Consider the following 17,723-nt stretch of genomic DNA (forward strand, 5'->3'; position numbering starts at 1 on the left):
CCTGCGAAACCGGCTCGAGAGGGGAAAGACCCTTTGGCCTTCCTGGGCCGCCCCCTCGCCCTTTTGAGCCTCGCCTACGGTCTCGGGTTCGCCCTTCTGAACCCCACCGACCTGTGGGTCCAGATGGGGGTGGTCCTGGCCAGCCTGAACTTCTTCGTGTTGCTCTGGTCCTTTGGTTCCTCGCGGTCCTCCTAGCGGGCCTGGGGGCTCTTTACCCTAAGCTCGCCCCCAGGCCTCTAGAGGTAAGGGTCCTCCAGCGGGCAGGGGAGGCCGCACGGGTTGAGACCGGCCCCGTCTCGCTCAACGGGGCCAGTCTGGAGGAGTTGATGCGCCTTCCCGGCATCGGCCCCACTCTGGCCAAAAGGATCGTGGACAACCGGCCCTACCAAAGGGTGGAGGACCTCCTAAAGATACGGGGGATCGGGCCGGCCACCCTGGAGCGCCTACGCCCCTATGTACGCCCCTGAGCGGTTAAGCCTAGGCCTGGGCCTGGGGGCCCTCTTGGCCAGCCTGGCCCTGGTCCACCCCTTGGCCCTCGTTGGCGGGGCCCTGGTGGGGGTCTTCCGCCTTCCCTTTCTCCTGGGGTTTATCCTGGTTTTCTTCAGAAGCCTTCTTTTCCCCCTTCCCCTTCCACCCTCTGGCCCCCTCGAGGCGGAAGGGGTGGTGCAGCGGGGCATCCTCCACACCTCGAGCGGGGCGGTGCACGTGAACCCCCCCTTGGAGGACGGGGTTTACCACCTGAAAGGCCGCATCGTCCCGCCAGCCCCGCCACGGCTTCCCGGAGGTCTGGACGAGCAAACCTGGCTCCTGGGCCAGGGCATTCGGGCGGTTTTCAAGGTGGAAACGGTGCTGGAACAAACCCCGGTCCCCGACGGCCGGGAGGTCTTCCGAACCCGGCTTCGGGATGGGCTTTCCCCTCGCGTGGCCCGGATGATGGAAGCCCTCACCCTAGGGGAGAAACAGGGGTTGGGGGATTACGCCGCCTTTCAGGAGTCCGGGCTGGCCCACCTCCTCGCCCTCTCCGGCCTCCATGTGGGCCTTCTGGCTGCCTTTTTTGTCCTCCTCCTCTTTCCCTTGGGACCTTCCCGCTACCTCCTCGCCCTTTTGGGTCTTCTCCTCTACCTGGGCCTGGTAGGCCCCAACCCCTCCCTGCTCCGGGCCACCCTGATGGCGGGCCTTTCCCTTTTGGGCCTCTTTTTTGGGTTGGGACGGTCCAGCCTTCTTTCCGCTTTAGGAGTTGCTTTCTTTTTTCAGATGCTCCTTTCTCCTTGGACAATTTTTAGCCTTAGCCTCCAGCTTTCCTACCTGGCCACACTGGGCCTCGCCCTGGGCCTCCCTGCCCTTCCAAAGGCCAAAGGGGGCCTGGGGGTGGTTCAAGGCGCATTCTGGACCACCCTCTCCGCTCAAGCCCTTGCCCTGCCCTTCCTCCTTCACCACTTCCACCTCCTTCCCCTCCTCTCCCCTCTGGCCAACCTTTTTGCCCTCCCTTTGGTAGGGGTCTTGGTGCCCCTGGGGTTTTTAAAACTTCTCCTAGGAGACCTTCTGGCCCCTGTGGTAGAGCCGCTTGCCCGGCTCCTTTTGGCCTTAACTCACCTTTTTGCACAAGGGCCTCAGCTGGTCTGGGGAGAGATCTCCTTTGCTGGGTTCGCCCTCTACTACCTGGGCCTCCTTCCCCTAGGCCTCGCCCTTTATCGCAAGCTGTCCTGGGAGAAGGCCCTTCTTCTGACCAGCCTCCCCCTAGCCTTCAGCCTGCTTTCCGCCTGGCCAAAGCCCGTGGAGGCGCTAAGGCTGGGCCAGGATGCCTTCTTTTTCCGGTTGGGCCAACGGGAGGTACTTTTTCTAATGGGAAGGGAGGATCCCGAAGGGGTTGCCCGGGCCCTTAAGGCCCTGGGGGTGGGAGCGCTTGAGGTTCTGGTTGCGGAAGAAGGCCCGGCGCGGATCCTGCAACGGGCCCTTCCGGTGGGCAGGGTGATCCACCCGGGCCGAGAGGCGTTGGACCTGAGCACGGGAGGGCTCCGGCTCGAGGTGCGCAAGGACGGCTGGACCCTTTTCTTCTCCGGCTACACCGCCCGGGGGGCGTTCAAAGAAGGGCCGGTGGAGATCGCAGGGAAGGGAAGGACCTGGAGCCTTCCTCCAGGCCTCAAGGAGGCGGCCTCCTTAAGGCTGGCGCTGGGCTACGCCTGGTAACCCAGCCGCTCCAAAAGAAGGGCCAGCTCCTCCTCGGAAGAAAACTCAATCACCAGGCGCTTCCTAAAGAGGCTTACCCTAAGCCCCAGGCTTTTCGAAAGTTCCTCCGCCAGGGCCTGGCGCTCGAGGTCGGGTTCCCCCCTAGGCTTTCTCCTTTTAAGCCGCTCGGCCTGCCGGACGGAAAGCCCCTTGGTCAGGATCTCGTCCAAAGCCCAACGCCGCTCCTCCTCGGGCAGCATCAGAAGGGCCCGGGCATGGCCGGGGGTAATCCGGCCCTCGTCCAACGCCTTCAGCGCCTCCTCGGGCAGCTGAAGGAGCCTTAGGGCGTTGGCCACCGTGGAACGCGCCTTACCCACCCGCTGGGCCACCTCCTCCTGGGTTAGCCCCATATCCAAAAGACGGCGGTACCCCCAGGCCTCCTCCACCGGGGAGAGGTCCTCCCGTTGCAGGTTCTCCACCAGGGCAATCTCCAGGGCCTCCCGGTCGGTCAGGTCCCGGACGAGGACAGGAACCTCCTTGAGCCCGGCCTCCAGGGCCGCCCGGTACCGCCGCTCCCCTGCCACCAGCTCATACCCCTCCCCCTTGGGCCGGACGAGGAGGGGTTGGAGAAGCCCCTTCTCGCGGATGCTCTCCACCAGTTCCTTAAGCGCCTCCTCCCGGAAGCGGCGGCGGGGCTGGTTAGGGCTTGGGCGGATGAGTTCCAGAGGAAGCCGGACCAACCCGGCCCCTCCCCGGGGCAGGAGGGCCTCGAGGCCCTTTCCAAGACCGCTAGGCTTCTTGGACACGGGCGATCACCTCCTCGGCCAGGCGGCGGTAGGCGTGAGCCCCGCTCGAGGTGGGGGCGTGGCGCAGGATGGGTTGACCGAAGCTGGGGGCCTCGGCCAACCGGACATTCCTAGGGACCACGGTCCAGAAGACTTTTTCCCCAAAGTGGGCCCGAAGGTTGGCCTCCACCTGCTGGGAAAGGAGCGTCCGGGGGTCGTACATGGTCAGAAGGATCCCCAGGACCCTCAGGCTGGGGTTCAGCCTGGCCCTGACCTCCTCCACCGTCTCCATCAGCCCCGCCATCCCCTCCAGGGCGTAGTACTCCGCCTGGACGGGAATAATGAGGCCCTGGGCAGCGGTGAGGACGTTTACGGTGAGAGGGCCTAGGCTGGGCGGGGCATCCAGGAGGATGAACTCATACCCCTGGGCATCCTCTAGAACCCGCTTTAGGGCCTGGGGGTCTTGGGAAAGCTCGACCGTAGCCCCCACCAGCCGGGAAGTGGCGGGCAAGAGGTCCAGGCCCGGAAGAACCTCCGTTAGGGCCTCTTGGAGGGGAAGGCCTTGGAGGACCTCGTACACCCCCACCTCCGCCCGGACCCCCAGGCCGCTTGTGGCGTTGGCCTGGGGGTCCAGGTCCACCAGAAGGGTTCGTTTTCCGGCCTGGGCTAGGTAGGCGGCGAGGTTCAAAGCGGTGGTGGTCTTTCCCACCCCTCCCTTCTGGTTCACCACCCCGATGCGCCGCATGGTTCTAGGATAACGGTTTTCTTTCCGGAACCCCCGGCCTCCTGGGGTAGGCCAAGGGCGTGGGCGCGGCTTTTTCGACCAGGACAAGGCGCCGCTCCTCTTCCGAGAGGGGGAGCCGCAAGGTCTGGACCTCCAGAAGCCTTCCACCCAGGAGCTCTAAAGCCCTCCTTGAGGTCCGAAGCTCCTCCTCCACCCGGGGGCCCTTCTGGGCCACGAAGACCCCTCCCACCCGGAGGAAGGGCAAGGCCAGCTCCAGAAGCACCGGCATAGGGGCCACTGCCCGGGCCACCACCCGGTCGTAGGCCTCCCGCTCCGGGGTGTGGGCCAGCTCCTCCGCCCGGCCCCATAGAAACCGCACCCCCTCCAGCCCCAAGGCCCTCACCACCTCCTGGGTGAAGTCCAGCTTTTTCCGGGTGGCCTCGAGCAGGGTCATCCGCAGGCGTGGGCGGAGAATCTTCAACGGAAGACCTGGAAACCCCGCCCCCGTGCCCAGATCCAGCACCGCCTCTTTTTGGTCAAAAAGCCCCGTGGGCACCAGGGTGAGGGCATCCAGGAAGTGTTTGACCACCACCTCCCGCTCCCCCTCGAGGGCGGTGAGGTTGAGCCGCTGGTTGGCCTCCCTGAGGAGGGCGTAGTAACGGGAAAAGGCCTCCAGGTAAGGGGCGAGGTCCAGGCCCAAGGCTCTTCCCCCCTCCAAGAGTAGGGCCTTCCCTTCTGGGCTCAGGCCTTCCACGCCCCCAGTATAGGTGTTTCACGTGAAACACCTCTGTGCTTCCCGAAGGGAACACCTTATCGTGCTTCCCGAAGGGAACACCTTATCGTGCTTCCCGAAGGGAACACCTTATCGTGCTTCCCGAAGGGAACACCATTATTAGGCCGAACGCTTGAGGTAAACGAGAAGGGCGGTGAGATCCGAGTCGCGAACCCCAGGGATGCGGGCCGCCTCCGCCAGGGTGCGGGGACGGTACCGGGTGAGTTTCTCCACCGCCTCCCGGGAAAGGCTAGGAATGCGGGCGAAGTCCAGGGACTGGGGAAGGAGGCGGCGCTCGAGGTCCACAAGCTCCGCCCGGAGCCTCTCCTGCCGGGCGATGTACCCCGCGTACTTGGCCCGCACCTCCACCTGGAAGGCCTCCTCCAGGGAAAGGGGCTCAGGAGGGGGAAAGCGGCGCAGGACCTCCTCATACCTGGCCTCGGGCCGCCTCAGCCAGTCCAAGGCCCGCACCCCCTCGAGACGAAGGGCAGCCAGGCGCATAAGCTCCGCCTCCACCCGGGCGTATTTGGCCCGCACCCGGTCCAACGCCTCCTTGGGGAGAAGCCCCCACTCCACCCCCAAGGGCGTGAGGCGCTCATCCGCGTTGTCCGCGCGGCAAAGAAGCCGGAGCTCCACCCGGGAGGTCATCATCCGGTAGGGCTCGTCCACCCCCCGGTGGACCAGGTCCTCCACCATCACCCCGATGTACCCCAAGGAGCGGGGGAGGTGGACCTCGGGAAGCCCCAGGGCAAACCGGGCCGCGTTCAACCCCGCCAGAAGCCCCTGGGCCGCAGCCTCCTCGTACCCCGAGGTGCCGTTGACCTGGCCAGCGGTGAAAAGACCGGGAAGGAACCGGGACTGAAGGCCCAGGGTGAGCTCACGCGGGTCCACCGCGTCGTACTCCACCGCGTAGGCGTACCGCTGGATGACCGCCCGCTCAAACCCGGGCAGGCTCCGCACCATCTCCTCCTGCAGCTCCGGGGGAAGGCTGCTGGAAAACCCCTGAAGGTAGACCTCGCTCGTATGCAGGCCGTCCGGCTCCACGAAGAGGAGGTGGCTCTCCTTGTCGCCAAACCGGACCACCTTGTCCTCGATGGAAGGACAGTACCGGGGTCCGATGCCTTCGATATCCCCCGCATACAGGGGGGAGAGGTGCAGGTTGGAACGGATCAGGGCGTGGGTTCTGGGCGTGGTCCGGGTCTGCCAGGTGGGCAAGGCTTTGGCGTGAGGACCCGGGGTTCCGGTGAAGCTTCCTGGGGGATCATCGGGGGGGACCACCTCGAGGCGGTCAAAGGCCACCGAGTCCGCCCGGATGCGGGGCGGGGTCCCGGTCTTGAACCGGAGGAGACGGTGCCCCAAGGCCTGAAGGCTTTGGGAAAGGTAACGGGCCGGGGGCTCCCCCTGGCGGCCTGCGGGCCGGGACCGCCTGCCGTACCAGACCATTCCCCTAAGGAAGGTCCCGCTGGCCACCACCACGCTTTTCGCCGCGAGAAACCGGCCGTCCACGGTATGGACCCCCCTTAGCCGCCCCCCTTCCACGGCGAGCCCCGCAACCTCGCCCCTCAGGACCTCCACCGGACGCGTAGCGATAAGCGCCTGCGCCTCGAGGGCGTACAGGTCCCGGTCCACCTGGACCCGGAGGCTCTGGACCGCAGGGCCCTTGGAACGGTTTAAAAGACGGGTGTGAATGGCCGTGGCATCCGCGGCGCGGCCCATCAGACCCCCCAAGGCGGTCAGTTCGGCCACCAGCTGGCTCTTCCCAGGCCCCCCCACCGCGGGGTTGCACGGCATCATCCCCATGCGGTCAGGGTTAACGGTCACCAGGCCCACCCGCACCCCCAGGGCTGCGGCCGCCCAAGCGGCCTCCAGCCCCGCATGCCCACCTCCCACCACCAGGACGTCCCAGCCCATCCTTCTCATTTAAGCGCCCCCTCCTTGCCTTTGCAACACCCTCCTCCCAGATCGTCCGAATGGATAAAATGGAGCCCTGGGGGGATGCGCCTTGACGCACCAGACCATCTGGCAACACATCCTGGAACACGTTCGGCGCAACATCACCGAGGTGGAATACCACACCTGGTTTGAGCGCATCCGCCCCCTTGGGATCAAGGATGGGGTTCTGGAACTGGGGGTGCCCACCTCCTTTGCCCTGGACTGGATCCGGAAGCACTATGCGGGGCTTTTGGAAGAGGCCCTGGCCCTTTTGGGGGCCCAGGCCCCGAGGTTTGACCTGAGGGTCGTCCCATCCCCTGCGGTTCAGGAGGAGATATTCCAGCCCAAGGAAAAGGAGGCCGAGGGGAAAACCCGTCTTAACCCCAAGTACACCTTTGAAAACTTCGTTGTAGGACCCAACAACTCTATGGCCCACGCCGCAGCGGTGGCGGTGGCGGAATCCCCTGGCCGAGCTTACAACCCCCTTTTCATCTATGGGGGCGTGGGCTTGGGGAAAACCCACCTGATGCATGCGGTGGGGCACTCCGTGGCCAAACGGTTTCCTCACCTGAAGATCGAGTACGTCTCCACGGAAACCTTTACCAATGAGCTCATCAACGCCATCCGGGAGGACCGGATGGCGGAGTTCCGCGAGCGTTACCGCTCGGTGGACCTCCTTTTAGTGGACGACATCCAGTTCATTGCGGGGAAGGAACGCACGCAGGAGGAGTTCTTCCACACCTTCAACGCCCTTTACGAAGCCCACAAGCAGATCATCCTCTCCTCGGACCGCCCCCCCAAGGACATTCTGACCCTGGAGGCCCGTCTGCGCAGCCGTTTTGAATGGGGACTGATCACCGACATCCAACCCCCGGATCTGGAAACCCGCATCGCCATCTTGAAGATGAACGCGGAGCAACGGGGCCTCAAGGTCAGCGAGGAGGTCCTCGAGTACATCGCCCGCCAGGTGACCTCCAACATCCGAGAGCTGGAAGGGGCCCTAATGCGGGCAGTGGCCTACGCTTCCTTGAACGGGGTGGAGCTGACGAAGCAGGTGGCGGCTCGAGCCATCTCCGACATCTTTGCTCCCCGGGAGCCCAGCGTGGACCCAGAGGAGATCCTGCGCAGAGTGGCCGAGCACTTTGGCCTTCGGCCCGAGGACCTGAAAGGCAGCGGGCGGAGGAAGGAGGTGGTTTTACCCAGGCAACTCGCCATGTATCTGGTACGGGAGCTGACCCGGGCCTCCCTGCCCGAGATCGGCCAGTTCTTCGGCGGCAGGGACCACACCACGGTCCTGTACGCTATCCAAAAAGTCCAGGAGCTTGTGGAAAGCGACCGGGAGGTGCAAAACCTCCTCAGGACCCTGAAGGAGGCCCTTCTATGAAGGGTGTGGATAACCTGTGGACAACCCTGTGGATAACCCGGGGATTCCCTGTGGATAACTCTGTGGACAACCTGTGGAGAACCCCCCACCCCTCTTCCCCTGTGGATAACCCCATGAGTTATTCACAGGTTATCCACAGGGGAAGGCGGTTTATCCACAGCGCTTATCCACAAGCGGATTGGCCTCCTGGACGGGGTTTTCCCCCCATTATCCACATATCCACAGGCCCTACTACTACAACTACTAAGTCTTTAAGATCTTTTAAAAAAGACAGTAGTAACAGAAGAAGAAAAGAGGGGAAAAATGAAAACCCATCTGGATAAAAAGGTTTTTGCCGAAGCCTTAGCCCTTCTGGAACGAGTTGTTCCCAGTAAAAGCCACAATCCCCTTTTGACCTACCTTAGCCTGGCCCTTGAGACATCCCCGGCGGCTTCGCTTGGGGATGAACCCCAAAAGGCCCCCCGCCTGGTCCTGGCCGGGACGAACGAGGAGGTGAGCCTCCGCCTTTTTATCGGCCTTAACGCGTTTGCTTCCCAAGGGGAGCACCAAGAGGCCAGCCCCGTCCATGTCCTGGTCCCCGCCGCCCCCCTGGCCCAGGTGGTCCGCTCCCTTCCCGGGGACGAGGTTCTTCTCGAGGTGGGCAAGGAGGGGCTGGGCCTGGCCTCGGGCGCCTTCCAGACCCGCCTGGCCTTGGCGGACCCGGAGGGCTTCCCTGAACTCTTCGTCCCTGAGGCCCGGCTACACCTGAAGGCCCTGGATCTCCTGAAGGCCCTGGTGCACGTCCGCTACGCGGCCAGCAACGAGGAGTACCGGGGCATCTTCCGGGGGATCCAGCTCGAGCTCGGCCAAAGCTTAAGGGCGGTGGCCACGGATGGGTATCGTTTGGCCCTTTACGACCTCGAGGGGGGCTTGGCTTGGGCTACCTCGCTGGGCGAACCCCAAGCGGCCCCCATCCGGCTGGTCGTCCCGGCCCGGGCCGTGGACGAGATGGTGCGGCTTCTCAAGGCCGCGGGGCCAGAGGACGAGGTGGCCTTGGGGTTTTCGGTTGCTTCTTCGCCGGGAGGGTCCCAGGGGGGCACCATCTCCCTAGCCCTGGCCCCCGCGGGCAAGCCCTGGCGGGCTGAGATGACGGTTCAGCTCATGGAGGGGAGCTTCCCCGATTACGAGCGGGTGATCCCCAAGGAGTGGGCCCTCGAGGTGGAGGTGGAGGCGGAGGTCTTAAAGGAAAGCCTCCGGCGGGTGGGGGCTTTGGCCAGCCGGGAGAACCACCGGCTGGACCTCCTTTTCGAGGATGGCCGCCTCACCCTGAACGCGGAGGGGGATTACGGGAAGGGCCGGGAGGAGGTCCCCTTGAGGACCAAAGGGGTGGCGATGAGCCTTTCCTTCAACGCCCGCTACCTCCTAGACGCCTTGGGCCCGGTTGAGGGCGTGGCCTTGCTCAGGTTCTCCGGGGCACAGGCCCCGGCGGCCGTCTCAGCCAAGGGCGATCAAGAGGGGGGGTACCTGGCCGTGGTGGTGCCCCTGAGGGTGTAGACTCAAAGGGGGGTGCAGAAGCGTTTCCAAAGGAGGGGGCATGACGAGCATCATCGGCGTTCGAGCGAGGGAGGTTCTAGACTCCCGGGGCAATCCGACCCTCGAGGCCGAGGTGGAGCTGGAAGGGGGGGTCATCGGACGGGCCATGGTCCCTTCTGGCGCCTCCACCGGGACCCATGAGGCCTGGGAGCTCCGGGACGGGGGAAGCCGGTACGGGGGCAAGGGGGTAAGGCGGGCCGTGGCCTCTGTGAACGAGCGAATCGCTCCGGAACTCATTGGGATGGACGCCCTAGACCAGGAGGCGGTGGACCGGGCGATGCTGGAGCTGGACGGCACGCCCAACAAGGCCAACCTGGGGGCGAACGCCATTTTGGGGGTTTCCCTGGCCACCGCCCGGGCCGCCGCGAAGGCCTTGGGTCTGCCCCTTTACCGGTATTTAGGAGGGGTAGATGGGGTAGTCCTCCCGGTGCCCTTGATGAACGTCTTAAACGGAGGGAGGCACGCGGACAACCGGGTGGACTTCCAGGAGTTCATGCTGGTCCCCGCGGGGGCCCCTTCCTTTCAGGAGGCTCTTCGCATGGGTGTGGAGGCCTTCCATGCCCTTAAGGAGGTGCTCAAGGCCAAGGGCTACAGCACCAACGTGGGGGACGAAGGGGGGTTTGCCCCCGACCTCAGGAGCAACGAGGAAGCGGTGGAGCTCCTCCTTTTGGCTATAGAAAAGGCGGGGTATACGCCGGGGAAGGAGGTCTGGCTGGCCCTGGACGTGGCCGCCACGGAGCTTTACCAAAAGGGTGAGTACCGCCTCGAGGGGGAGGGCCGGAGCCTCTCCCCAGAGGCCATGGTGGACCTCTTGGTGGGCTGGGCGGAGAGGTACCCGATCCTCTCCATCGAGGACGGGCTGGCCGAGGACGACTGGGAAGGGTGGAGGCTCCTGACCGAGCGCCTGGGGGACAGGGTCCAGCTGGTTGGGGACGACCTCTTCGTCACCAACCCCGCCCGGCTGCAAATGGGCATAGAGCGGAGGGTGGCGAATGCCGTCTTGGTCAAGGTGAACCAGATCGGTACCCTTACGGAGACCCTCGAGACCATCCGGCTGGCCCAGCGCTCCGGTTACCGGGTCATCGTCTCCCACCGCTCGGGGGAGACGGAGGACAGCTTCATCGCCGACTTGGCGGTGGCGGTGAACGCGGGGCAGATCAAGACCGGTTCCTTAAGCCGCTCTGACCGCCTGGCCAAGTACAATCAGCTTTTGCGCATCGAGGAGCACCTGGGCCCGGCGGCCCGGTTTTTAGGCCATGCTGCATTTTAAGCGCACCAAGATCGTGGCCACGCTGGGTCCTAAAAGCTCGACCAAGGAGACCCTTTTGGCCCTGGTGGAAGCGGGGGCGAACGTCTTCCGGCTCAACTTCAGCCACGGCACCCCGGAGGACCACCGAACCAGGGTTCGGCTTGTGCGGGAGGTGGCGGAGGAAACGGGGAAGACCCTGGCCATCCTTCAGGATCTTCAGGGCCCCAAGATCCGCATCGGCCGGTTCCGTTCAGGCAAGGTGGTGTTGGAGCCAGGCCAACCCTTCGTCCTCACCCGGGAGCGGGTGGAGGGGGATGAGACCCGGGTTTCGGTGAGCTACGAGGGCCTTCCGGAGGATGTAGGGCCGGGCCAGGTCCTCCTCTTGGACGACGGAAAGATCCGCCTCCGGGTGGAGAAGGTGGAGGGGGATGAGATCCACACCCGGGTGGAGGTGGGGGGGGTTCTTTCCGACCAAAAGGGGATCAATATTCCGGGGGCGGACCTGTCCATCCCTGCCCTTTCCGATAAGGACATCGAGGACCTGGCCTTGGGGGCCGAACTTTCCGTGGACTGGGTGGCCGTCTCCTTTGTCCGGAGCCGGGACGACCTCCTTCTCGCCCGGCACTACCTGGCCCGGTTCGGCTCCCGGGCCCGGCTGATGGCCAAGGTCGAGAAGCCCTCCGCGGTCTTGCGGTTCGAGGAGATCCTCGAGGAGGCCGACGGGGTGATGGTGGCCCGGGGGGACCTGGGGGTGGAGATGCCCATTGAGGAGGTTCCCATCGTTCAAAAGCGGATCATCCTCCGGGCCATCGCCGCCGGGAAGCCCGTGGTGACCGCCACGCAGATGCTCGAGTCCATGGTCCAAAACCCCTTTCCTACCAGGGCCGAGGCCTCCGACGTGGCGAACGCAATCTTTGACGGCTCTGACGCGGTGATGCTCTCTGCGGAGACCGCCGCCGGGGCCTACCCCGTGGAGGCGGTGGCCATGATGCGCCGCATCGCCGAGGTGGTGGAAACCTCCCCGGAGTTCGTGCACAAGCTCAACGTCCTCCGCCCGGCCCCCACCCCCACCACCCAGGACGCCATCGCCCAGGCGGCCGACGACGTGGTGGAGGCGGTGGGGGCGAAGGCGATCGTCGTCTTTACCGCCACCGGAAGCTCCGCCCGGCGCATCGCCCGCACCCGGCCCCCGGTGCCCATCCTGGCCCTCACCCCTAACCCGGAGGTGCGCAACCAGCTGGCCCTGGTCTGGGGGGTCTACCCCCATCTTGCCCCCGATCCTCAGGACACCGACGATATGGTTCGGATCGCGCTTCGGGAGGTCAAGGCCCTGGGGCTTGCCCAGGTGGGGGACCGGGTGGTGATCGCCGCCGGGGTGCCCTTTGGGGTGCGGGGGACGACCAACCTCCTCCGGGTGGAGCGGGTTTCCTAAACTAGGCCCCTTGGGCCGCTGCTTCGCGTTGCTTTGCGGTCAGCCCCGTAGGGGCTATGTTCCAGCAAACACCGAACAGCGAACCCCGTGCTGCTTCGCGAAGCGAACACCGTGAAGCCGGGCCCGCGCCAGGGGATTGTTTCCAGACCGCCCCCCCTTTGAGGGGTCTGGGGGTGCACGGGGCGTGGGCCTTCAAGGGAACCCGGGTAGGCTCACCCGGTAGCCCCAGCGGAACTCCTCTTTTGGGGCCAAAAGCCTTTCCAAGCGGTACCCTTCGGGTAGGGTTTGCACCTCTCCTTCCAGCCGAAAGGGTCGGGGAAAGACCTCTTGCACCCGAAGAAGGACGGGGTAAGGATAGGGGTTCTGAATCCGGGTTTCCACCTGGAAGGTGGCCCCCTTCTCTGTTTGCTCGAGGAGGCGGAGGGTTCGGAGGGCGCGGGCCTCGAGGTCCTGCCCCAAAACGAAGCGGACCTCCCCCCCTTCGCCGCTCAGGGGAAGCCGCCCCTGGCCTAAGAAGGTGCCCTTTTCCGTCACCTCCACGCTTCCCGGGGCCAAGGGAAAGGGGGCGGAAAACCGGTACCCCCGGGTGAGGGGAAGGGTCTCCTGGGTGGAAAACCCCCCTTCATAGGAGAGGATCCGTTCTAGGACCACCGCCTTCTGGGCGAAGCGGATCTCGGTGGTTCCGGGTTTGAGGGGGAGGGCGGGAAGGGGGTAGCGGTGCACGCCGAAGCCTTCGCCCGAGGGGGGAGGGCCGCCTCGTTCCATCAGGGCTTTGGGCTGGAAGGAAGGGGCAAGCGGAACCTCCCCCGCCACGAGAAAAAGGGTTTTGGGGGAAAGGTCGAGCCTGGAGGAGATGCGTGCCCACGCGGTGAGCAAGGTGTCCTCCAGGGTGTAAAACAAGGAACCCGAGACCGCCTGGGTCAGGTAGCGGAGTTCCGCCCTCCCCCCTTTGCGGTAGTAGAAGACCACCCCTCCGGGGGCAAACCGCCGGGCCTCCTCCTCCACCCCTAAAAGGCGCAGGCTCCCAGGAAGAAGGCTCTCCAAAAGCCCTTCGGGAGCGAGGAAGGTCCAGGGGGGTTCGGGAAGGGTTACAGGCTCTTTGACCTCTGCGAAGCCAGGATAGACCGTAACCGTCTGGGCCAGGCCCAGGGGGACAAGAAGGGCTAGGCCCAAAAGCGAAAGGGTTTTCATACCCTTAGGCTACACCCAGCCGGCGGGCCAGGGCGCGCACCGCCTCCTGAGGGAAGGGGCCTCCGTGGCCCACATAGACCCAGGCCACCTCGAACCGGGCGATGCGCTCGATCGTCCGGAGGGCCTCCGCCCGATCCTCCGTGGCGAAGGGCGGTGGGGGCATAGGCCCTTTTCTTCCCCCCCTCAGGGCATCCCCCGCCAGGAGGAAGCCCTCCTGGCCTTCCCTTAAAAGCCCCGCCTGGCCCGGGGTGTGGCCGGGAAGGTGGACGACCCGGAAGCCGAAGAGGACCTCCCCTTCCTCCACGGGAAGGACCGCCTCCTTGGGAAGAGGGGGGGCGGCGTTGGCAAGGGTCTTCCCCACCAGGGGGATGGGTAGGGGGGGTCTTGGCTTCTCTCCCGTAAGGTAGGGGATGTCCCGGGGATGGGCATAGATGGGCAACCGAAACCTTTCCCAAAGGGCTCTGGCCCCCCCCGAGTGGTCCAGGTGGTGGTGGGTGAGGAAAAGGGCCCGGGGGGGTTCGTTTAAAAGGGTAAGAAGCCTTTTTTGTTCCCAAGGAAGCCCCGCGTCCACCAGGAGGTGTCCATTTTCCAGGGGGAGGCGGTAAAGGTTGGCTGAAAAGGCCACACGCTCAGGCCTCATAGACCAAGATCTCGGCCAGGGCCTGCCGGATTCCCTCCGCGTCAATCCCCGCCTTGCGGTGCAGGCTTGGGATGGCTCCGTGCTCTATGAACCGGTCCGGCAGGCCCAGCACCCGGACCTCAGGCCTTAGACCCATCTCGTTGAAGGCCTCCAGCACCGCGCTCCCGAACCCCCCCATCCTTTGGTGATCCTCCACGGTAATGAGCCGGTAGCGGGCGAGGCCGCGGAGGGCCTCCAGGTCCAAGGGCTTTAGGAATCGGGCGTTCACCACCCCCACGCGGGGGTCCTCTCCTGCGGCCTCGAGGGCGTAGGAAAGGGTCTTTCCGAAGGCGAGGATATAGACCTCGCTTCCCTCCTTCAAGACCTCCCACCTCCCCCAGGGGATCTCCGGCCAGACCCCTTCCGGGACCCTTTCCACATTGTCCCGGGCGTAGCGGATGAAGACGGGGTTCGGTCTGGTGAGGGCCTGTCTGAGCATGGCCCGGAGCTCGAAGGCGTCCTTGGGGGCAGCGATCTCCACGTTGGGGATCGTCCGGAGATAGGCGATGTCAAACACCCCGTGGTGCGTGGCCCCGTCTGCCCCCACAAGCCCCGCCCGGTCTACCGCAAAGACCACAGGCAGGCTTTCGATGGCCACGTCGTGGATGACCTGGTCGTAGGCCCGTTGCAGGAATGTGGAGTAGATGGCCACGATGGGTTTTAACCCCTTAAGCGCCATCCCTGCCCCAGTGGTCACAGCCACGTCCTCGCAGATGCCCACGTCCAAGAACCGGTCCGGGTGCTCCTGGGCGTAGCGGACCAGGCCGGAGCCTTCCCGCATGGCGGGGGTGATGACGAAAAGCCCGGGCTCGAGGTGGGCGAGTTCCGTGACCGCGTCCCCGAAGGCCTGGCTCCAGCTGTAGCCCTTGCTTATCTTTTCCGGCTTCTCCGGGTTAAAGCCGGGCGGGCCATGCCAGTAGATGGGGTCAGCCTCCGCCACCTTATAGCCCTTTCCCTTCGTGGTGACCACGTGGAGCATGGTCGGCCCCTCCAGCTCCTTTAGGTGCTCGAGGAGGTGGATAAGCCCCTTTAGGTCGTGTCCGTCCACCGGCCCTACGTACCGGATCCCCCAGGCGTAGAAGGGGTTTTCCTGGTGAAGGACCAGCTTTGCCGCCTCCTTTGCCCGGTCCACCAGGCTGAAAAGCCGGGGAGAGATCTGCTCCAGGATGTGGCGGCCCAGTTTCTCCATGTCCTGGACCCATTTCCGGATCTGGAGCTCCTTAAAGTACCGGTTCAGCCCCCCTACGTTCTCGGAGATGCTCATCTCATTGTCGTTCAGGATGATGAGCATCCGCTTCTTGAGCTCCCCGATCTTGTTGAGGGCGGCCAGGGCCATCCCCCCCGTGAGCGCGCCGTCCCCAATCACCGCCACCACGTGGTGGTCCTCTCCCCTTAGGTCGCGGGCGATGGCCATACCCAAAGCGTTGGCCAAGGAGGTGGAGGCGTGCCCCACGGTGATGGCGTCGTGCGGGGATTCGGAGACCTTGGTGAAGCCGGAGATCCCCCCCTCCTTCCTCAGGGTGTGGAAAAGGTGTCTTCTCCCGGTGACCAGTTTGTGAGCGTAGGCCTGGTGCCCCACGTCAAAGAGGATCTTGTCCTTGGGGGAGTCAAAAACCCGGTGAAGCGCCAAAATGAGCTCCACCGCTCCCAAGGAGGAGGCCAAATGCCCGCCGTTTTGCGCGGTGACCCGGATGATCTCGCTCCGGATCTCCTCTGTCAGAGCCATCAGCTCGTCCCAGTCCAGGGCCTTCAGATCCTCTGGGGAGTTCACCTTTTCCAAAACCATACCCCCTCCTAGCGGAAATTGGTCTCCACTAAAATCCGCCCCTCCCGGGTCCGGACCTCACCCACATAGGGGGCGAACCAGACCTCATAAAGGGTCTCGCCCTGTTCGTCTTTGTACCGCTGCCGGATGCGGTAGATCTGGAAACCCCCTGCAGGTACCCGAACTTCCCGCTTTTCCAACACCTCTATGAGGTAGGAAAGCCGCCCCTCTCGCAGGGGTTCTGGGGGGCGCGAAGGGGATAGAAGCTCCATCCGAAGCTCCATCCTTACCGCCGCCTCCCCTTCGTACCGGTACCCCTCCTTGAGGTCTTCCTCCGGAGGGTACTCCCGGATGGGGGGGGTGAAGATCACCCGGACCGAGGGGTCTTCAAACCCCAAAAGCCAGACCCCCCGGTCCACCCGTCGGTAGTATCGCCTTTCCTCCCCCCGGCCGCCCATGTAGACGCGAATAGCCTCCTGACCAAGGAAACTCGCAGGTCCTTCGATGCGCGCCCGGTAGGGCGGGGCGGTGACCTTCTCCCCTTCTGGGACGTAGACCCACTCCAGACCCGTCAGGGCGGGGTAGAAGCCCACGTCCTTGAACTCGGGCCTCGCCTTCTGGGCCACCTGGGGTGCGCAGGCCGTGAGGAGGATCCCTAAGGCCAAAAGGGCATGGACCCGCATGGGCCGACTCATCATAAAGAGTTTAACCCTCTTTCCCCGTAGGCTGCCCAACACTTCTTCGCTTGGTGGGTGGTTTCAAGGGGAATCCACCCTAGGCATCTGGGCCTTAGGCAAAACCCCTACCCCGCGCCCATCTCCCGCTTGAGCCGGGCCAGCTCCTCCTCCAGGGCCTGGTCCTCCCCCAGGGCTTTCAGCTCCTTTTCCAAGGTTAACTCCTGGTCCATGGTCTTAAAGGCCTCGTGTTTGTCCTCCATTTCCAGGATGCGGGCCTCCATCTCTTCAAAGGCCTCGAGGGCCGGGTGGGCATCCAAGCGGGACTCGAGCCTTCTCAGCTCCTCTGCCGCTTCCACCCCCTTTTTGCGCGCCAAAAGGAGTTTTTTTCGGCTTTCCGCTTCCTGGATCTTGGCCTCCAGGGCCTTTAGCTGGATCATGAGCCGATCCACAAGCGCTTTTTGCTCGTCTGCCTGCGCCTTGAACCCCTCCGCCAGGTCCAAGGCCTGCCGCTTCCGTTTCAACGCCTCCCGGGCCAGGTCTTCCCGACCCGCCCGCAAGGCCTCCTTCGCCTTTTCTTCCCAAAGAGCGGCCTGGCTGCGGTAGCTTTCCTCCTCACGCCTAAGCCGTTTTTCCTCGGCCATGGCCTCGGCTACCTTTTCCCTTGCCTCCCTAAGGGCCTGCCGCATGTCTTCCAGGGCCTGGGTGATGATCTTCTCCGGGTCCTCCGCCCGTTTCAGAAGATCATTTAAATTGGCCCGGATGAGCCGGCTCAAACGGTCTAAAATCCCCACATTTACCACCCCTTTCCCCATCTAGTATACCGCCCCGACCCTCCCCGCTCAGTTCCGGCAATCCCCTACGCTTCAATAGCTCGGGCTTGCCACCTTGCACCCAATGGAGGGGTTCAGCTGAGCGCTCATCTTCACTCTCCCCAGGGCAGGTGGCTAGAGGAGGCTTTTTAGCCCCTGCACCGCCCCTTTTCGCAAAGGAGGGGGGGCGATCAGGGCCAACCGGAAAAGGTTCCCTCGCTCGGGATTCGCCACGAGTCTAGGCAACCCCCCCCTGCCCCGCAACGCGGTGCCTAAAAGGCCAAAAGCCCCAACCCTTCCCTAAGGGGGGTTGGGGTTTGCACGCCTTATAACCCCCTCTTTTTTCTCCAGATGGTCGAGCCCCAGCCCTTAGAGGGATGAGAACTCAGAAGGGTCAGAGCTTGACAAACCCCAAGGAGCTTGGTAGGATAACGGTTGCTGCGAGGGGGAAGCCCTGAGCAGGGGGACCTTGAAAAGGGGAGATCAGCGGGTAACAGAGCGTTTAGGCCACGCAAGTGGCTTCTTCTTTGGAGAGTTTGATCCTGGCTCAGGGTGAACGCTGGCGGCGTGCCTAAGACATGCAAGT

General features: G+C 64.4%; 15 protein-coding genes, 1 rRNA gene and 1 pseudogene. 8 read left to right on the plus strand and 9 right to left on the minus strand.

The window, feature by feature from the left end; genetic code table 11:
- From C4301_RS06130 to C4301_RS06140, 3 genes and pseudogenes are all read left to right on the plus strand, one after another.
- A pseudogene (locus C4301_RS06130) lies at window positions 1-195 on the plus strand (YcxB family protein); the annotation flags it as partial.
- The gene (locus C4301_RS06135; RefSeq protein ID WP_503012398.1) at window positions 114-467 is read left to right on the plus strand and encodes a ComEA family DNA-binding protein; all 354 of its coding nucleotides are present in this window, start codon (window positions 114-116) and stop codon (window positions 465-467) included. The pseudogene C4301_RS06130 and the gene C4301_RS06135, both read left to right, overlap by 82 nt.
- Complete coding sequence (locus tag C4301_RS06140) at window positions 454-2,187, plus strand: ComEC/Rec2 family competence protein (RefSeq protein WP_352414222.1); 1,734 nt, start codon at window positions 454-456, stop codon at window positions 2,185-2,187. Before C4301_RS06135 ends, C4301_RS06140 begins: the two co-directional genes overlap by 14 nt.
- On the opposite strand, the gene C4301_RS06145 is transcribed toward C4301_RS06140, so the two are convergent.
- The 4 genes from C4301_RS06145 to mnmG all read right to left on the minus strand — a co-directional run bounded on the left by C4301_RS06145 (window position 2,175) and on the right by mnmG (window position 6,358).
- Entirely contained in the window at window positions 2,175-2,972 is a 798-nt protein-coding gene (locus C4301_RS06145) for a ParB/RepB/Spo0J family partition protein (protein WP_352414223.1), read from the minus strand. The genes C4301_RS06140 and C4301_RS06145 overlap by 13 nt on opposite strands.
- Window positions 2,956-3,696: a ParA family protein gene (locus tag C4301_RS06150; protein ID WP_352414224.1), complete on the minus strand. Its 741-nt coding sequence runs from the start codon at window positions 3,694-3,696 to the stop codon at window positions 2,956-2,958. The genes C4301_RS06145 and C4301_RS06150 overlap by 17 nt, the downstream gene beginning before the upstream one ends.
- Window positions 3,697-3,700: 4 nt before the next feature.
- Window positions 3,701-4,429 (minus strand): 16S rRNA (guanine(527)-N(7))-methyltransferase RsmG, encoded by a 729-nt coding sequence (gene rsmG / locus C4301_RS06155; RefSeq protein WP_352414225.1) that lies wholly within the window; start codon window positions 4,427-4,429, stop codon window positions 3,701-3,703.
- Window positions 4,430-4,567: 138 nt separating this feature from the next.
- Window positions 4,568-6,358, minus strand: a complete 1,791-nt coding sequence (gene mnmG, locus C4301_RS06160; protein ID WP_352414226.1) for a tRNA uridine-5-carboxymethylaminomethyl(34) synthesis enzyme MnmG — start codon at window positions 6,356-6,358, stop codon at window positions 4,568-4,570.
- Between the two features lie 91 nt (window positions 6,359-6,449).
- Here mnmG and dnaA point away from each other — a divergent pair, with 91 nt between their 5' ends.
- The 4 genes from dnaA (at window position 6,450) to pyk (ending at window position 12,016) form a co-directional block, all read left to right on the plus strand.
- Window positions 6,450-7,763 (plus strand): chromosomal replication initiator protein DnaA, encoded by a 1,314-nt coding sequence (gene dnaA, locus C4301_RS06165; protein ID WP_352414227.1) that lies wholly within the window; start codon window positions 6,450-6,452, stop codon window positions 7,761-7,763.
- Between the two features lie 303 nt (window positions 7,764-8,066).
- Window positions 8,067-9,296 carry a DNA polymerase III subunit beta gene (gene dnaN, locus C4301_RS06170; RefSeq protein WP_352414228.1) on the plus strand — a complete coding sequence of 410 codons (1,230 nt, stop codon included), beginning with the start codon at window positions 8,067-8,069 and terminating at the stop codon, window positions 9,294-9,296.
- A 40-nt stretch (window positions 9,297-9,336) separates the two neighbouring features.
- Window positions 9,337-10,605 carry a phosphopyruvate hydratase gene (gene eno / locus C4301_RS06175; RefSeq protein WP_352414229.1) on the plus strand — a complete coding sequence of 423 codons (1,269 nt, stop codon included), beginning with the start codon at window positions 9,337-9,339 and terminating at the stop codon, window positions 10,603-10,605.
- A complete protein-coding gene (gene pyk, locus C4301_RS06180; protein ID WP_352414230.1) occupies window positions 10,592-12,016 on the plus strand; it encodes a pyruvate kinase in 1,425 nt (474 codons plus the stop codon). Before eno ends, pyk begins: the two co-directional genes overlap by 14 nt.
- 192 nt (window positions 12,017-12,208) lie before the next feature.
- On the opposite strand, the gene C4301_RS06185 is transcribed toward pyk, so the two are convergent.
- From C4301_RS06185 to C4301_RS06205, 5 genes are all read right to left on the minus strand, one after another.
- On the minus strand, window positions 12,209-13,207 hold the full coding sequence (locus C4301_RS06185; RefSeq protein ID WP_352414231.1) for a hypothetical protein: 999 nt from the start codon (window positions 13,205-13,207) through the stop codon (window positions 12,209-12,211).
- A 4-nt stretch (window positions 13,208-13,211) separates the two neighbouring features.
- Window positions 13,212-13,847, minus strand: coding sequence for an MBL fold metallo-hydrolase (locus C4301_RS06190; RefSeq protein ID WP_352414232.1), 636 nt, complete (start codon window positions 13,845-13,847; stop codon window positions 13,212-13,214).
- On the minus strand, window positions 13,837-15,672 hold the full coding sequence (gene dxs / locus C4301_RS06195) for a 1-deoxy-D-xylulose-5-phosphate synthase (protein WP_352414233.1): 1,836 nt from the start codon (window positions 15,670-15,672) through the stop codon (window positions 13,837-13,839). The genes C4301_RS06190 and dxs overlap by 11 nt, the downstream gene beginning before the upstream one ends.
- A gap of 8 nt (window positions 15,673-15,680) precedes the next feature.
- A complete protein-coding gene (locus tag C4301_RS06200) occupies window positions 15,681-16,346 on the minus strand; it encodes a hypothetical protein (protein WP_352414234.1) in 666 nt (221 codons plus the stop codon).
- Window positions 16,347-16,453: 107 nt separating this feature from the next.
- Window positions 16,454-17,119, minus strand: a complete 666-nt coding sequence (locus C4301_RS06205; RefSeq protein ID WP_352414236.1) for a PspA/IM30 family protein — start codon at window positions 17,117-17,119, stop codon at window positions 16,454-16,456.
- Window positions 17,120-17,661: 542 nt separating this feature from the next.
- Here C4301_RS06205 and C4301_RS06210 point away from each other — a divergent pair.
- Window positions 17,662-17,723: ribosomal RNA gene (locus tag C4301_RS06210) — 16S ribosomal RNA — on the plus strand; the annotation flags it as partial.

This window comes from Thermus sp. (genome assembly GCF_040290245.1).
Classification (GTDB): Bacteria; Deinococcota; Deinococci; order Deinococcales; family Thermaceae; genus Thermus_A.

Bases quoted from the DNA above. Each gene is read 5' to 3' on its own strand.
- C4301_RS06150 (WP_352414224.1), bottom strand. From the start codon at position 3,696: ATGCGGCGCATCGGGGTGGTGAACCAGAAGGGAGGGGTGGGAAAGACC.
- dxs (WP_352414233.1), bottom strand. From the start codon at position 15,672: ATGGTTTTGGAAAAGGTGAACTCCCCAGAGGATCTGAAGGCCCTGGAC.
- mnmG (WP_352414226.1), bottom strand. From the start codon at position 6,358: ATGGGCTGGGACGTCCTGGTGGTGGGAGGTGGGCATGCGGGGCTGGAG.
- C4301_RS06200 (WP_352414234.1), bottom strand. From the start codon at position 16,346: ATGAGTCGGCCCATGCGGGTCCATGCCCTTTTGGCCTTAGGGATCCTC.
- pyk (WP_352414230.1), top strand. From the start codon at position 10,592: ATGCTGCATTTTAAGCGCACCAAGATCGTGGCCACGCTGGGTCCTAAA.
- C4301_RS06190 (WP_352414232.1), bottom strand. From the start codon at position 13,847: ATGAGGCCTGAGCGTGTGGCCTTTTCAGCCAACCTTTACCGCCTCCCC.
- C4301_RS06185 (WP_352414231.1), bottom strand. From the start codon at position 13,207: ATGAAAACCCTTTCGCTTTTGGGCCTAGCCCTTCTTGTCCCCCTGGGC.
- eno (WP_352414229.1), top strand. From the start codon at position 9,337: ATGACGAGCATCATCGGCGTTCGAGCGAGGGAGGTTCTAGACTCCCGG.
- dnaN (WP_352414228.1), top strand. From the start codon at position 8,067: ATGAAAACCCATCTGGATAAAAAGGTTTTTGCCGAAGCCTTAGCCCTT.
- C4301_RS06140 (WP_352414222.1), top strand. From the start codon at position 454: ATGTACGCCCCTGAGCGGTTAAGCCTAGGCCTGGGCCTGGGGGCCCTC.